The following is a 14,913-nucleotide window of genomic DNA, read 5'->3' as shown; positions in this document are numbered from 1 at the left end:
TACGAGAAGCCCTCTCAATAAGAGATCCCAAGAACAACTGCGCGATGGCAGACCTGGTATGGCTCGTAGGTCGTCAGCTTCGGCACGTCCGGCACGCGCTGCGGCAAGTTCTGTGCGCGTGGTTCCTAGCAGCGCAAAAGCAAAGCGAGCTCGTGCTGAGCGCGGTGAGTCGCTGATTGGTTTAAGCCGCGAGGAGAAGCGTGCGCGTCGTCGTGAGGCGCGTGAGCAGGAAGATCGCGTATATGCGGCTTCTAATATTTTGCTGCGCGAAAATGCAGAGTATGCGCGTCATCGGCAAACGTGGTATGCACTTATTGCAGCTGGTGTTGTAATGATTGTTATCGCGTTTATTTTGCTTATCGTATTAGGCGAACAGGTTGATAATACTGGGCGTTTTTTGCAGTATGCCGCGGTGGGCATGGCATATATCATTATTATTGCCGCATTTATTTTTGATTTTGTAAAGATTCGACCCATCCGCAATGCTGAACGCACTCATGCCGAGGGCTTGAGTGAGAGCCGTTTGAATGACGTGCTTGAACGCGGGGCGCGTCGTGCGAGCGAGCGTCGTGTGCGTAAAAAGGCAAAGGGAAGCAAAGAGAACTAAGACATTTAATAAATCTATGACACCTGGGAAATTCAAGAAACCCTAGGAAACCTGAAAAACTCAAAGGATTGAACTATGACGGCATCTATGACGCACGAAGAAGTGCGTGTAGCTATGAAGGCGCTGCAGCCGGCTATTTGGCGCTATGCACAGCTTATTGTGCGTAAGGGGGTTCATGTAAAGCCCGGTCAAGAGCTGGTAGTGCGCTGTCCTGTTGAGCGCGCCGATTTTTGTCGTGACCTTGTACGCGCAGGATATGAGGCGGGGGCAGGACATGTAACGGTCATTTGGTCTGATGATGTGGTATCACGTCTTGAGTATGAGCATGTTGAGACGGCGTGGTTTGAAACAGTCCCTGCTTGGCAGCGCGCGCAGCTCGATGATTTAGCTGCTATGGGTGCCTGTTTTGTGTTTATTGATGGAAGCGATCCAGAGGCGCTCTTAGGTATTGACCCAGCTAAGCCAGCAGCTGCTTCTAAGGCAAAAAATCAGCAATGCACGGTATTTCGTCATGGGCTTGATTTCAATGAAAACCCGTGGTGTATCGCAGGTGCGCCGGTTGCGGCATGGGCTCAGCACGTTTTTCCGCAGGAGAACGAGGAGGTTGGTGTATACCAGCTCTGGCGTGCGATTTTATCGGTAGCGCGTGCCGATGGTGATGACCCAGAAAGCGACTGGGAGCTTCATGATGCGCGCTTTGAGAAAAACTTGCGCTTTTTGAACGAGCGTCATTTTAAGGCGCTGCATTATACGGCAAGCAATGGCACCGATTTAAGCGTTGGCTTAACCGATAAGCATGTGTGGGCGGGCGGTAAAGGTAAAACCCCAGACGGGCATGATTTCTTCCCCAATATTCCAACCGAGGAGGTTTTTACCTCGCCGCATTGCGAGCAGGTTGATGGTGTTGTGTATTCGGCTTTACCCCTAATTCATCACGGCAATAAGATTGACCGGTTTTGGTTGCGCTTTGAGCAGGGTCGCGTTGTTGAGTTTGATGCTGCCGTTGGCAAAGAAACGCTTAAAGGTATTTTAGATACCGACGAGGGCGGCCGTCGTTTGGGTGAGGTTGCGCTTATTTCCAAAAATACGCCTATTCGCGAGAGCGGTTTGCTCTTTTATTCAACCCTGTATGACGAGAATGCAAGTTGTCACTTAGCGCTGGGCATCGGTTTTCCTGAGTGCTACGAGGGCGGTTATGAGTTGAGTGCTGAGGAGCTACGTGAGCGCGGGGTGAATAGCTCGCATACGCACGTAGACTTTATGATTGGTACCGATGATTTGTCGGTTACTGGAATTTGTGAGGATGGTTCAGAAGTTCCCGTTTTTGTGAATGGGCAGTGGAGCTGGGAATAGCTGGTCTACAGACATTGAGGGCAGAGCGTTTACGGCTGTGCTAGCTGGAGAAATACGTACTTACAGTAGCTGAGAGGCTGAGCTATTTCATGTATGGTCTGTGTATGCAGAGGTTCGCGCGAGCTATTGATGAAACGTGAAGCTGTTCTAGGACTAGAGATGAAATCCATTGCGTGATACAATGCACATCGCGCGCTGTTAGCTCAGCTGGTAGAGCAGGGGACTTTTAATCCCAAGGTCCAGGGTTCGAGCCCCTGACGGCGCACCATAAGCAAGCAGGTAGGGAGCCTAAGATGGCTCCCTATTTTTTATCTAGGGCGTTTGCTTGACGGTTTTATCCAGAATGAGAGCGTCAGAAATTTTAGCTGGATATATCGAGATAAGAGCCTAGAGCCTTATTGCTCTCCATGAGCGAGCACTTTCTTGATATGTTTTAGTGTTTCGTCAAAAGGCAATACACGTCCTTGAATAACATCAGCTTCGCTTTCATGAAGCAAATTGTAGAGCTCGTCATATCTCAAATCTTTCATTGAAATTTGAACAAGTCTGGATTTGTTGCACCTTAAGCATTCCGCCTAGTATGAGTTATGAGGAGGTTGTCTCATGAGCAATAGGCTAGCCAAGGTATTTGACCTCATCTGCATACGCGGAGAGAGTATTTCTGTTGAGCATATTGCTGAGCAGATGCATGTCAGCACTCGTACCATCTACAATGATATACAGCGTCTCAATGCAATGCTGGCATCAAAAGCTTTCCCGGTCATACGTAATCATCAAGGCCTGCTTTCATATGACCACATTCCTTCTCTCACATTTTCGTCGCTCATCGATACAAACGATCTTATCTATATTGATCAGCGATTTCGCCGAAATATAATCACTCAGATAATTTTGACGCGTCCGCAAGGCTTTTCTATTGATGAGCTGTCTCAATCTATGCAGCTTTCTCGTAATACGTTGATTCGTGATTTGGCGCGTATTAAAGATGAACTTCTAGCACAGGGCATTTCAATTGAGACAATTTCATTCAAAGGATATGTTGTTTCTGGTGAAGAACCTGCGATACGTGCGGCATTAACACACTTGTTTACCGTAGACGCGGTGCATTTTGAACATGTAATTCCCACAGAAGACGTGAGCATGCTTGATGAGCTGACAGAAATATTGTCAGACTTAGCAGATGAGTTGTCTGTTACTTTTTCAGATACTGCTATCAAACGATTACTCGCAGCACTCTATGCGGCATACCGGAGAGTCCGGATAGGCAAGTTTATCAGCAATTCGCCATCTGTTGGCTTGGAGACGCGTGAGCAGGAACTTCTCCAGCATTATCAGTCTCGTATTGCTTGTTGTTATGGTGTACCCACCATTCCCGAAGGAGAGCTTTTATACATTGCTGCACGTCTGCATGAGAGCTCAGTAACTCACTACGATGATTTGCTGAGCGAAAATTGGCTCAAGCTTACGGTGCTTACCCATGCCTTCATCGATGAACTTGCACAGGTGTATCCAAGTGCTGGCTTCTCCGAAGATGACGCGTTGTTCCAAGGTCTACTCAATCATCTTCGCCCGGCATATTGGCGCGCTTATCATAACGACCAAGTGAATAACCCCATGCTTGGCTATGTTCAGACCCAATGTTCAGAACTGCATGAGACGGTTTGTTCTTCGGTGCATGTATTAGAAACAGGGCTTAAAGTTCATTTTGATGAAGCTGAACTTGCGTATTTCACGCTCTTTTTTGCGGCCTCACTTGAGCGGCGAAATTGCGTGGTAAAGCGGTATACGCGTGTGGTGCTTGTGTGCCAAGAAGGTATATCAACCTCGCAGATTTTGCGAGCGCGTCTGCATGCTCTCTATAACGTTTCTGTTGTAGCGGTTCTAGGAAAACGTGAACTTAAGGCTTGGCTTGCACACAATTATGCTGACCTTATAGTAAGCACAGTTCCACTCAATGTAGACATGAGCCGTATCACTAAAAAGCCGTTGCCGGTTGAGATTGTATCGCCGCAACTAACAGAAGACGACCAGGAACGGCTGCGTACTGTTTTAGATGCTAGGAGTTCTGATATTGATATTTCAGAGCTTATGAAGCTCATTACTAAACATGTTTCTATGGATGAGCACCAAACGCAGAGCTTAGTTCAGGAATTAGGGTCGTATTTTCACGGGATACCACATCAACATTATTTGAAAGCGAGGTATGAGCCCATGCTCAAAGAGGTTCTAACAGAAGATTTAATTGCCTGTAAGGTACATGCTCCCGATCGCGATGCTGCGGTACGAGTGGCAGGGCAGTTGTTGGTACAAAAAGGCGTTGCAACGCCTGAGTACATTGATGCAATGATTGAAAATGTCGAGGTCAATGGAACATATATTGTTATTGCACCAGGTATTGCCATGCCGCATGCGCGTCCAGAACAAGGTGCACAAGGAATTGGCTTTTCGCTCGTTACGTTCGATGAACCTGTTGTATTTGGACACCCTAGCAATGATCCTGTTCGTTTAGTTATTGCCTTGTGCGCAGTCGATCATCAAACGCATCTAAATGCTCTTGCTGAGCTTACTGACTTGTTATTTGATAGCGACGTTATTGCACGTATAGAGAATGCCACACAACCACAAGAGGTTATGGCGCTTATTGAAGGGGATAGACCATGGTAAAAATCGTCACCGTTTGCGGAGCAGGGGTTGGAAGCAGTATGATGCTGCGCTTATTCGCTCAGCAGATTCTTGATGCAGAGCAGATTGAAGCAACAGTTGATGCTTCAGACATTGGCTCGGTGGATGCGTCTGCATATGACATTCTCATCACAACAAGCGACTTTGCAAATGTCTTACGCGACGCTGATACCTGCATTATTCGCATTGACAACATGATGGATAAGCCATTTTTACGTGCCCAGCTTTTACAGGCAATTGAATTATTGAAGGGATAAATCTCATGGATATTATTCTTTACGTCGTACAAAATTACCTGAGCCAGTCAGTTTTTATTATTGGTCTTGTGGTTGTTGTTGGCATGCTTGCTCTCAAAAAGAGCTGGAGTCAGATTTTTCCTTCTGCAATTAAAGCGATGATTGGCTTTACGATGGTCAATCTTGGTGGACAAACGCTTGGTATGACCTTGCTGCCTCTTGCAACTATGATAGCTAAAGCTTTTGGCGCGTCCGGTGAAGCCTCGACCGATGTTGCAAGCGCATCAGCAGAGTATATGGCAGAAATTGGCACTGAACTTGCACTTATTTTTGCATTTGGCTTTTTGATTAACCTGTTGCTCGCACGATTTACGAAGTTCAAATATGTTCATCTTTCGGCACATGTTTCGTTTTTCTTTTCGGGACTTATTGCGGCGTTGCTTACATACAACACGAGTTTGCCATTTTGGGGAGTCGTTGGCGTAGGTTCAGTTCTTTTGGGCTGCTATATGACGTTGACCTGCGCATACTGCAACTGGGCAATTCAGGGCGTAAAAGGTGCAGAAGGGTTTACGATTGCACACTCAAGCTCAATTGGTTGCTTGGTAGCAACTCTTGTGGCAAAGCAGTTTGGCAATAAAGAGCAGAGCCTTGAAACAATTGAAATTCCTAAACAATTCTCGTTTTTACGTGAAATGACCATTGCACTGACGCTTGTTATGAGTCTGCTGTTTTTGGTGGTTTGTGCAATAGCAAATCCAGCTTGGGTAAGCGAGAACATTTCTGGCGGAAAAGATATTCTTGTTTTTTCAATTCTCCAAGGTATTAGTTTTGGCATGTGGATTACCGTTATTATCACTGGTGTACGTATGATGTTGTCCGAGATTATTCCAGCATTTCATGGTATTGCCGATAAGGTTATTCCAGGCGCTAAACCAGGTCTTGATGTACCGCTATTGTTTCCAAATTATCCAACCTGCGTAATCGTTGGCTTTCTCTGCAGCTTGGCGTCGGGACTTGTTGGCATGGTTGTGCTTGCAGCAGTAGGATACCCGGTAATTGTGTTTCCTGCGCTTATTCCAACCTTCTTTACTGGTGCTATTACTGCAATATTTGGCGAAGCACATGGTGGTGCACGGGGCGCTGTGATGGCATCACTTATCAATGGCGTGCTTTTGATTGTTGGTCAGGCGCTTTTACTTCCGCTGATTGGCTCATATGCTCCCATTATGCGCATCTTGTCTGAGACTGATTACTGCGTCTATGGACCGCTCCTTGGCTTTTTGTTAAAAATGCTGCCGCTTTAGGGTCTAACGTGTGTGTATGCTGCAGCTGAGTGTTAAGGAGGTTGAAGTGGGGAATGTTGAAGGTATAACGGCAAAAGATGAGCTGGAAAAAGCTGTGTCAAAAAAAGATGTGCAAGCAAAGGGTTTGCCATCAAAGCACATGGTTTTCTATCTAATGTTGGGTTATCCAAACTGGGATATGTTTTATGCTGTGTTGGACGAACTCGAAGTGCGTGGTATCGGCTATGTGGAAATTGGGATTCCTGCGCTTGACCCTTATGCGGATGGTGCGGTTATTCGGCATGCGCATGAACAGGTGCGAGGGTGTCTTACGAGGGAAGATATTGTGGATGCCCTGGGTAAGATTCGACATCGATATTCGTTTCGCGTGGTGTTGATGACATACGGTGAGAGTTTGGATTGTTATGAGCTGAGCCGGCTTGAGCGTTGGCGCTATGATGCGGTGCTTTGCTTGGATTGTGAGCTTAGGGTCGCAGATTATTCGGGCATTGTGCGCGTGTTTAGTGGTGAGACAGATGAAGCTGAGATGCACCATATGCTAGGGCAGTGTTCGGAATTTGCTTATGTTGTCACGGGGTCGGGGCTCACTGGTCAGACAGGACCTTTACCAACAGAATTCATAACGACTATTGCACGTATTCGAGGCTATTCCGAAATTCCAGTATTTGTTGGGTTTGGGCTATCGAGTAAAGAAGATATCCAAACTGTGGTTCATAGCGGCGCGGATGGAGCAATTATCGGGTCAGAGCTGATAAGGCGCATTGATGCTGGGGGTGTAGTAGCGGTACGGGAGTATCTGGCAGCACTTGGAATGTAGCTGCTTGTTTCCTGAAGGCGTGTGTGGGGTGAGCTGTTGTTGCAGCCTTGTTTTGCTCTTGCTTTGGTTGGTGGCATAGTCTTTTCACGGGAACTGCGCTACGCGAAAGTTCCCTTAGAAAAGCTATGCCACCTTCATGCTGCAACCCAACTTTTCTGGCTCACAGACCAGCGCGCCCCACACCCGCCATACACAAGCAGTGTGTATGCGAAGAAAGGTCTGGGGTTGCAGCTCCTGCAAGGCGACGCAAAACAGTTCGCTTCTCAACTCGGAAGAGACCAAGGTATTGCATTCTCCGAATGTGCTACGCAGAATTCTCCGAACGCAATACCTTGGTCTTTCGCCTGCTCACTATGCTTGAAGAAAACTGCATTTCAATAAAGCTGTGTCCTTCAAACATTTCTCTGAAAAAGTAGCTCGTTTCTTCATATGTACAGACAGACTCCAAAACATCACTGACTTGGAATAGCTGTTTTGACAGAAACAGGCAATTTGGTAGTAAAAACTGACAAAAAGGGGCAATCTGGCAATAAACCCCCTAGACCACGAAAAACTGCAACTCATCTACCTGCAGGTTTATAAAACAACGAATAACCCACGGGGGTTCTACACTACCAAATTGCCCATTTCTGTCAAAAGGGGTTTGGCTAATGTCACCGCCTTTCTGCGATTTGGCAAAAATGACTAATTTGACGCAAAAAACTGTCATTTTTGACTAATTTGGCGTAAAGAGACAGTTGTTGTTTTACGCTCAGTTCATCTACCTGTGGCTTTGCTGAACAAATACTAACCCGCTGGGTTATAGAGAGTACTTTTTCGTCATTTTTGCCAAAGCGACAGGTGTAACTTATCAGCGGCTAGCAAGGCGGTGGTTATGTACCTTATGCAGGCAATCATATTTCGGCCTTTATGGCTCCACCGCGAGGTTGTATACCAAGCTTGGTTACATTTCAGGCATGGATGGAGTCTCGGCTGATTGACCTGCTGTGGAATGGTAATGTAAACATTACCATAGCGGTTCAAGAGTGTAGTACAAACGTAATGGTTTGAAGCAAAATCGAAAGAGAGGGAACCTTTCATGTACGAAGGTGGAGACGAGCTAAACGCCGAGCAGATTGCACAATTCCTTGCCAGTATGGACGCAGGGGAGGAATGTGTTGCAGGGTCGGAGATACATAGACTTATGGTTGCCGCGTCGGAACGTGCTTTGCGAATTAGTTCTCGTATGAATGCAAATTTTATAAGTTTGGCGGATACGCGGGCGCAGCTTGAGGAGCTGTTTGGGAGGCCAGTCCCCGAAAGTGTTGGTCTTTTCCCACCGTTTTCAACCGATTGCGGTCTGAATACGCACCTGGGAGAAGGTGTCTTTATCAATTCGGGGTGTCGCTTTCAAGACCAAGGCGGCATCTACATAGGGGATCGCGCGCTCATTGGTCATAACTGCATGATTGCAACGCTCAATCACAATATGGAACCCTCGCTGCGCGGGAATATCGTGCCATCACCTGTGCATATTGGTGCCGATGTATGGTTGGGTGCAAATGTGACGGTATTGCCGAGCGTTACGATTGGCGATGGCGCGGTCGTGGCAGCAGGAGCTGTAGTTACAAAGGATGTTCCCGCTCGATGCGTTGTTGCTGGCGTACCCGCCAAAGTTATAAAGAACATCTAAAAGTTTTGGGGCGGCTTAAGCTATTGAGGCAGAAGTTGTCGAGCTACAGCTACTGCATCACTTGAAGGGAATTGTTTAAGCTGCTAAGTACAGCCTACTGTATCACTTGGCAGTTGCTTGAACTACTAAGGACAGGCTGCAATGTCGCTTGGCGGAGCAGCAATTGTTGTGTCTTGCGTTGCCTCGTACGAGCTGCAAACCCAAGCATTTCATTTTATACACGCTGTTTGTGTATGGCGGGTGTGGGTTTTGCCGCTTATCTCATGAGTAATGGGTCTTTACCATAAGGAAAGGACGAATAATTGTGTTCGGAGAATTCTGCGCAGCATATTTGGAGAGCGCAATCATTCGTCCCGTTGATACGAGGCGATAAGCAATCTACGGAGGCGAGATTAGTTCTTGGGACAGGTGAGATAGGGCTTCTACTAGGGGTGGCATAGCTTTTCTAAGGGAACTTTCGCGTAGCGCAGTTCCCGTGAAAAGACTATGCCACCCCATAAGCTTGCGAATCAATCGGCAGATGCAAGGCTAGCTCGCTCCACATGCACCTTCAGGAAACGAGTAGGCGCTTAGAACTTCAAAGAAAACCAGAGAGAACCAATGTGATTCTCTCTGGATAGTAACTTCTCTTCAAGCAGTAATGCTAGCAATGCTTTTTAAGCTTGGTATGTTGACTGCTTATTTTTTAGGCGGAGTAAGGTGGCAAGCCCAAGCGCAGCGATGCCACTGAAAGCAAATGCAGTCATTGTGGGCGTTTCCCCGGTATTGGGTAGTGGTTTTTTCTTCGGGTTAGCTGCTTTTGGCTTTGGAGTTGGCTGCGGCATGGGATTCGGTTGCGGCTGAGGCGCTGGTTCCGGTGCTGGCTGCGGCTGAGGCGTTGGCTCTGGTGTGGGTTGCGGCTCCGGCATTGGCTGCGGTTCGGGCGTTGGCTGCGGACATGGCTCCGGCATTGGTTCTGGTTCCGGCTCGGGCTCCGTCGCCTCTGGGTCAAAGTGGAGGGCGGCAATATCGCGATAGTCCTCTGCTGAAGCAGCGGTGTAGCTAACAGCTACATTTGCATCAAGGTTAAAATTTCTTACGTAGTTAAAAGAGGCTGGTGAAACATCGGTTCCAATGAATCGCCAATCTCCTGTATATGCGGTTACCCCAGCACCAGCATCGTAGAGCCCGTGCTTATCAAATTTATCAGTTTGAATGGTCTCTGGATGAGCAATAAAGCTCGCTGCTTTTCTAATACCTTTTTCGTCAAAATCATAAAGGTTTTGGCACCCATCGTCATAGAAACCACTTCCTCCGCCTTCAGAGAAGCATCTCCATGTCTGGCCTGCCCATAGCGCCAAATTAGGTGTTTGTAAGGCTTGTTCTTTAGGAACTTTGAAACTAACTCTGAGCCCGTATGGAGCATGATTCACGCTAGGCACGCGGACCACATAGTTTTTAATCGTATGAGGACGATTCTCATATTTAGCAATATTTTCTTCGATTGTCCTAGCGGGAGTTTCACCATCTGATAGGTCTGTTGTCAAGTCATATGTATTAATATCCGGATTAAAAAACTTTGTTGTATACCCTACAAATTGTATCGAACCAGGTAGCTCCTGGTACCCAAGTGAGCGAAGATATTCAATCTGATATGCATCTGCAAAAGAGTCAGGGGTATACTCATAATCATGATATCCATCTGGGTTTGTCCCACTATAATTTTGTTTGAATAGCGGACTGTTATTCATCACATCATAACGGTTGTATTCTGCCTCATAAAACGAGGCATTTCCTGTGCTTATACTCAGTGGAAATTCTACCGCTTGAGAATAGCGCATACGTGCATCTAGGCTAATAAGATAGCTTGGTGAATTCTCCCGCGCATGGTAGAAATTTTGGTTGTCATATGCACCAATTTGGGTAAAGCGAACATCTTGTCCGATTCCAGGCAAAGCAATATGGAAATTACTGGAATTCTGGATATGGTCACTAGCATTTAGTGCTTGAAAAGACACCTGATAGGAGTATTCAACAAAGCCATCGCCTAAATCTTTCGCCTTTAAAGGTGTTACATCAACACCTCCTCCGAGTGAGTGGGAATTATCTGATGGTAAGCTTAATCCACGGCCGTCGTAGGAAATAGGTTTAACTTCATAGCGCGGCTTAACAACATGTTCTGTTTTTGAAGGAAGCTTTTTCCCAAAACAAACAACGGCAATGTCTCTTAAATCCTCACCTTCGGGAGCAAAATATGTAGTACCGGGGTTAGTTCTAAGACCAAATATATCAACATAATTAAATACACCTTGTGAAACGTCATTGCCAATGCGCCTCCAATCGCCGGTATATGCAGTTATTCCGGTATTTGAACCATAGAGTCCATGTTCGTCAAATTGGCCATCGGTGATGTATTCTGGATAGGAAATAAATTGTGCCGATTTTCTTCCACCTCTATAGTCAAAAAGAGCTTGGCTGCCTGTGTCATATTGTTGAATGCCATCTTTTTCAGCAAACCCTCTCCATGCCAATGCAGCCCATAGTGGTAGCTTGGGTGTTTTTAGGGCTTGCTCTTTTTTTACCATAAACTTAACTTGTATACCAAAAGGATTTCCTACTCCTTCACCAGAGAGTAAATAATTTTTAATGGTATGTGGGAGGTTTTGGTAGCGTGAAATATTTTCGTCGATTGATGAAGGTGCCTCGAGCTCATGTTCTGTGTCGTAGTCAGTAATGCTATAACGCTCAACCCATGCGTTATATTCGTCTTTGGAATAGCCCAAATAGAGCACCGCATTTGGCAAATCGCTCAAACCTTTCGTTTTTCGCAACTCCAATTCTTCGTTCCATGCAAGAGATGTCCCTTGAACATACTGAGCTTTATTGTTTTGTTCGAGTAATGCTGTACGTTCTGTTTGCGTCTGCTTAAACGTTTCTAAAGAAGTGGTAATACCTAAGGGTACTTCTACGTTTCTCGAAGCGTTCATCCGTCGTTCGAGTATTTTATCTTTATCAAATGTATCAAGTTTAAGGTCGTCTTTGTTGTATGTACCAATTTGGGTAAATCGAACGTTTTCAGCAAAACCTGGTAAAGCTACATGTAGGGTGCTTGCTGTTTGTATATGGGCACTACTTTGAATAGCTTGAAACGATACTTGATACGAATATTCAACATATCCATTGCATAATTCTTTAGCCCCGAGAGGTGTTACATCAACACCTCCCCCTGTTGAGATAATATTATCTATTTGTGCAGGCTCATTATTGTTTGTGCTTGCTTCTTCAGCATAATTGGCTTTGGCTCCTATACCTAAAAACATGAGGCCAACGAGCACAGATACAAGGCCAAGGCTCAGTTTTTTAATTGAAGAACCTAAATTCATGCGATATTGACAGAGATACGTATAAGCATTTCTCGCTTTTTTTTTCATGCGTCTGTGCACCCCTTATGTCTATTTACCAACACAACAGCAATAGGTAATATACTACTAAAAAAATAACATATGTCTATAAGCTATATGTGCTTAGGTAAAAATAAAAGCTCTTACAGCATTTTATGTTGTAAGAGCTTGCAACCCCACCCTTTTCCCGCATACGTGCTGCTTGTGTACAGCGGGTGTGGGGCGCGCTGGTCGGTGACTCAGAAAAGTTGGGTTGCAGTATAAAGGTGGCATAGCTTTTCTAAGGGAACTTTCGCGAAGCGCAGTTCCCTTAGAAAAGCTATGCCACCAACCAAAGCAAGAGCAAAAACAGGGCTGCAACAACAGCTCGCCCCACACCTGCCTTCAGGAAACAAGCGGGCGCGTATGCCCCTGTTGTTACATCGCGAAGTCGCCGCCTACCAGCTCAGACACTGACTGCTCGTTGTACACCGCAGAAATTGCACCGGCAAACTCATCAGCAACGGTAATGGTGCTAATTTTGCCCTGTTCATCAACTGGAATTGCGTCGGTTACCACACATTCAACGATAGGCGCATTGTTGAGGCGCTCAATAGCTGGACCAGAGAAAATGCCATGCGTCGCGCAGACAAAAATATCTCCTGCACCCATCTTTTTAAGTTCGTGTACGCTTGCGCAAAGCGTACCTGCCGTGTCAATCATGTCGTCGTTGATAATGCAGGTTTTTCCGTTGATGTCGCCAATAATTCCCATAACTTCAGCAGCGTTATGACGAGGACGACCCTTATGCGCAATAGCTAAACCGCAGCCCAGCATGTCAGAGAGTTTTTTAGCGGCTTTTGCGCGACCAACGTCAGGAGAAAGGACAACCAGGTTATCGGTGTCAAAATTCATAGCGTTGTAGTAGTCGGCAAAAAGAGGCAGAGCGGAGAGATGATTAACCGGAATGTTAAAGAAACCCTGGATTTGGCCCTGATGCAAGTCAAGCGTAATGATGCGGTCAACACCGGAGCGCTCAAGCAGGTCAGCAACTAATCGCGCGGTAATAGGCTCACGCGGGCCAGCTTTGCGGTCTTGGCGGGCATAGCCATAGTGCGTGATTACTGCTGTAATAGACCGAGCGGAAGCGCGCTTAGCGGCATCGGTCGCAATAAGAACTTCCATAAGCATGTCGTTTACACGACCAGAAATTGATTGAACAAAAAATACGTCCGCGCCACGAATGGTCTCATCGTAGCGTGCATAAATCTCGCCATTTGCAAATTGCTCAAGGGTAATAGGTGCCAGTGACACTCCTAGTGCTTGGGCAATTTTCTCGGCAAGCGGACGATTGGAAGAGCCGGAAAACACGCGTAGGCTTTTGCTAACACAGAGGGTTTTTCCGGGGTCATTAGTTGGCATCTCTTCTGCTCCTTACATGGATCGCCAAACATACATGCTCATGAGTGCTATTGCGTACGACGTTTCTTTGCCGCACCGTAGCCCTCGATAATGCGCTGATTAGAGCGCTCAAGTGCAAGCGCTCCATCAGGAACATCCCTAGTAATACAGCTTGACGCACCAATAATTGCGTCGTTGCCAATAGAAACTGGTGCAACCATCATGGTGTCTGAGCCCACAAATACGCGGTCGCCAATGTGGGTTGGATGCTTGCGCGCTCCATCGTAGTTGCAGGTAATAGAACCTGCACCAATATTAACGTTTGCGCCCATGGTGGTATCACCAATGTAGGAGAGGTGGGGGACTTTTGACCCCTCACCAATGGTAGATTTTTTAATTTCAACGTGCGTGCCCGCTTTTGAGCCAGCTAACATATGTGTACCAGCGCGCAAATATGCACGTGGACCGCAGGTTACTTGGTCTTCAAGCTGCACTTCTAGTGCAACGGTTTCGTCCACAATGCAGTCTTTGCCAATAATGCTATCTATGATGCGCGTATTGGGTCCAATCTGGCAGTTTTCGTCAATGATGGTATGTCCAAGAACATGCGTTTGTGGCCAAATGACGGTGTCGCAACCAATCTGCGCGTCAGGTGAAATCCAGGCTTGTAAGGGGTCGATAAAACTCACGCCGTTGTCCATAAGCTGTGCATTGATGCGCTCACGGGCAAGTGCAGTAATTTCGGCAAGTTGCGCGCGGGAATTTACACCCAAGCCGTCTCGATAATCGCTGCAGTGAAGGATACCAACCCGTTCGCCTGCTGCTTTAAGAATCTCTACCATGTCAGGCAGATAGTACTCGTGCTGTGCGTTTTCGGCACGAATTGAGCCAATGTGTTTTGCAAGCTGTTCGCCATTAAAAGCGTAGCAGCCGGCGTTGCATTCTAACAGATTGGCGTCTTGCTCTGGCGTGCAATCCTTCTGCTCAATAATACGCACGATTGAGCCGGTTGTATCCATTTGTACGCGCCCATAGCCAAAGGGCTGAGGTGGTGTCATGGTAAGCACGGTGCCTGCATAGTTGTCGCTCGCCACCGAATCAATAAAGCGCGAAATAGTATCTGGCTGAATGAGTGGCAAATCACCGTTTAGTACGACAACAGAGCCAGACTGAATATCACATGCTTCTAAGGCAATTTTTACTGCATGACCGGTACCTAGACGTTCGGTCTGCTCAACAGTTTCAACGCAGGGGGTTTGTTCTTGGTAGTGAGTGTTAAGCAGTTCACGTACTTCGTTAGCATGACTTCCAACAACAACGATAATGCGGGTACAACCTGCAGCGCGTGCAGCGTCAACCACCCATAAAATCATCGGCTTTCCCAGAATAGAATGGGAGACCTTAGCATGCTTGGACTTCATGCGGGTACCCTCGCCAGCAGCGAGAATAATAGCGGTGGCGTCCATGTGCTCCCCTCAA

The 14,913-nt window shown here is 46.7% G+C and carries 10 protein-coding genes and 1 tRNA gene; 8 read left to right on the top strand and 3 right to left on the bottom strand.

The window, feature by feature from the left end:
- Positions 1-58: 58 nt before the first annotated feature.
- From KPC83_RS06845 to KPC83_RS07275, 8 genes are all read left to right on the top strand, one after another.
- The gene (locus KPC83_RS06845) at positions 59-607 is read left to right on the top strand and encodes a hypothetical protein (protein ID WP_253200915.1); all 549 of its coding nucleotides are present in this window, start codon (positions 59-61) and stop codon (positions 605-607) included.
- 75 nt (positions 608-682) lie between these two features.
- Positions 683-1,960: an aminopeptidase gene (locus tag KPC83_RS06840; RefSeq protein WP_216278506.1), complete on the top strand. Its 1,278-nt coding sequence runs from the start codon at positions 683-685 to the stop codon at positions 1,958-1,960.
- A 192-nt stretch (positions 1,961-2,152) separates the two neighbouring features.
- A tRNA-Lys gene (locus tag KPC83_RS06835) sits at positions 2,153-2,228 on the top strand.
- Positions 2,229-2,563: 335 nt separating this feature from the next.
- Positions 2,564-4,624, top strand: coding sequence for a BglG family transcription antiterminator (locus KPC83_RS06830; RefSeq protein ID WP_216278505.1), 2,061 nt, complete (start codon positions 2,564-2,566; stop codon positions 4,622-4,624).
- Positions 4,618-4,899 carry a PTS sugar transporter subunit IIB gene (locus KPC83_RS06825; protein ID WP_216278504.1) on the top strand — a complete coding sequence of 94 codons (282 nt, stop codon included), beginning with the start codon at positions 4,618-4,620 and terminating at the stop codon, positions 4,897-4,899. The genes KPC83_RS06830 and KPC83_RS06825 overlap by 7 nt, the downstream gene beginning before the upstream one ends.
- A gap of 5 nt (positions 4,900-4,904) precedes the next feature.
- A complete protein-coding gene (locus tag KPC83_RS06820) occupies positions 4,905-6,185 on the top strand; it encodes a PTS ascorbate transporter subunit IIC (protein ID WP_216278503.1) in 1,281 nt (426 codons plus the stop codon).
- A gap of 46 nt (positions 6,186-6,231) precedes the next feature.
- Positions 6,232-7,002 (top strand): tryptophan synthase subunit alpha, encoded by a 771-nt coding sequence (locus KPC83_RS06815; RefSeq protein WP_216278502.1) that lies wholly within the window; start codon positions 6,232-6,234, stop codon positions 7,000-7,002.
- Between the two features lie 1,078 nt (positions 7,003-8,080).
- Positions 8,081-8,674, top strand: coding sequence for a DapH/DapD/GlmU-related protein (locus KPC83_RS07275; RefSeq protein WP_305828550.1), 594 nt, complete (start codon positions 8,081-8,083; stop codon positions 8,672-8,674).
- 656 nt (positions 8,675-9,330) lie between these two features.
- On the opposite strand, the gene KPC83_RS06805 is transcribed toward KPC83_RS07275, so the two are convergent.
- The 3 genes from KPC83_RS06805 to glmU all read right to left on the bottom strand — a co-directional run bounded on the left by KPC83_RS06805 (position 9,331) and on the right by glmU (position 14,900).
- Positions 9,331-12,084 carry a YSIRK-type signal peptide-containing protein gene (locus KPC83_RS06805; RefSeq protein ID WP_216278501.1) on the bottom strand — a complete coding sequence of 918 codons (2,754 nt, stop codon included), beginning with the start codon at positions 12,082-12,084 and terminating at the stop codon, positions 9,331-9,333.
- Positions 12,085-12,471: 387 nt separating this feature from the next.
- The gene (locus tag KPC83_RS06800; RefSeq protein WP_216278500.1) at positions 12,472-13,455 is read right to left on the bottom strand and encodes a ribose-phosphate pyrophosphokinase; all 984 of its coding nucleotides are present in this window, start codon (positions 13,453-13,455) and stop codon (positions 12,472-12,474) included.
- 47 nt (positions 13,456-13,502) lie between these two features.
- On the bottom strand, positions 13,503-14,900 hold the full coding sequence (gene glmU / locus KPC83_RS06795) for a bifunctional UDP-N-acetylglucosamine diphosphorylase/glucosamine-1-phosphate N-acetyltransferase GlmU (RefSeq protein ID WP_216278499.1): 1,398 nt from the start codon (positions 14,898-14,900) through the stop codon (positions 13,503-13,505).
- Between the last annotated feature and the right edge of the window lie 13 nt (positions 14,901-14,913).

It is taken from the genome of Collinsella sp. zg1085, from assembly GCF_018889955.1.
In the GTDB taxonomy this organism is placed as follows: Bacteria; Actinomycetota; Coriobacteriia; order Coriobacteriales; family Coriobacteriaceae; genus Collinsella.
Note: the sequence above shows the minus strand (reverse complement) of the source record. Positions and strands in the feature narration are given on the sequence as shown.

What these genes read in the sequence shown, in the direction of transcription:
- KPC83_RS06830 (WP_216278505.1), top strand. Translation starts at nt 2,564, where the DNA reads ATGAGCAATAGGCTAGCCAAGGTATTTGACCTCATCTGCATACGCGGA.
- glmU (WP_216278499.1), bottom strand. Translation starts at nt 14,900, where the DNA reads ATGGACGCCACCGCTATTATTCTCGCTGCTGGCGAGGGTACCCGCATG.
- KPC83_RS06845 (WP_253200915.1), top strand. Translation starts at nt 59, where the DNA reads ATGGCTCGTAGGTCGTCAGCTTCGGCACGTCCGGCACGCGCTGCGGCA.
- KPC83_RS06840 (WP_216278506.1), top strand. Translation starts at nt 683, where the DNA reads ATGACGGCATCTATGACGCACGAAGAAGTGCGTGTAGCTATGAAGGCG.
- KPC83_RS06805 (WP_216278501.1), bottom strand. Translation starts at nt 12,084, where the DNA reads ATGAAAAAAAAAGCGAGAAATGCTTATACGTATCTCTGTCAATATCGC.
- KPC83_RS07275 (WP_305828550.1), top strand. Translation starts at nt 8,081, where the DNA reads ATGTACGAAGGTGGAGACGAGCTAAACGCCGAGCAGATTGCACAATTC.
- KPC83_RS06820 (WP_216278503.1), top strand. Translation starts at nt 4,905, where the DNA reads ATGGATATTATTCTTTACGTCGTACAAAATTACCTGAGCCAGTCAGTT.
- KPC83_RS06800 (WP_216278500.1), bottom strand. Translation starts at nt 13,455, where the DNA reads ATGCCAACTAATGACCCCGGAAAAACCCTCTGTGTTAGCAAAAGCCTA.
- KPC83_RS06825 (WP_216278504.1), top strand. Translation starts at nt 4,618, where the DNA reads ATGGTAAAAATCGTCACCGTTTGCGGAGCAGGGGTTGGAAGCAGTATG.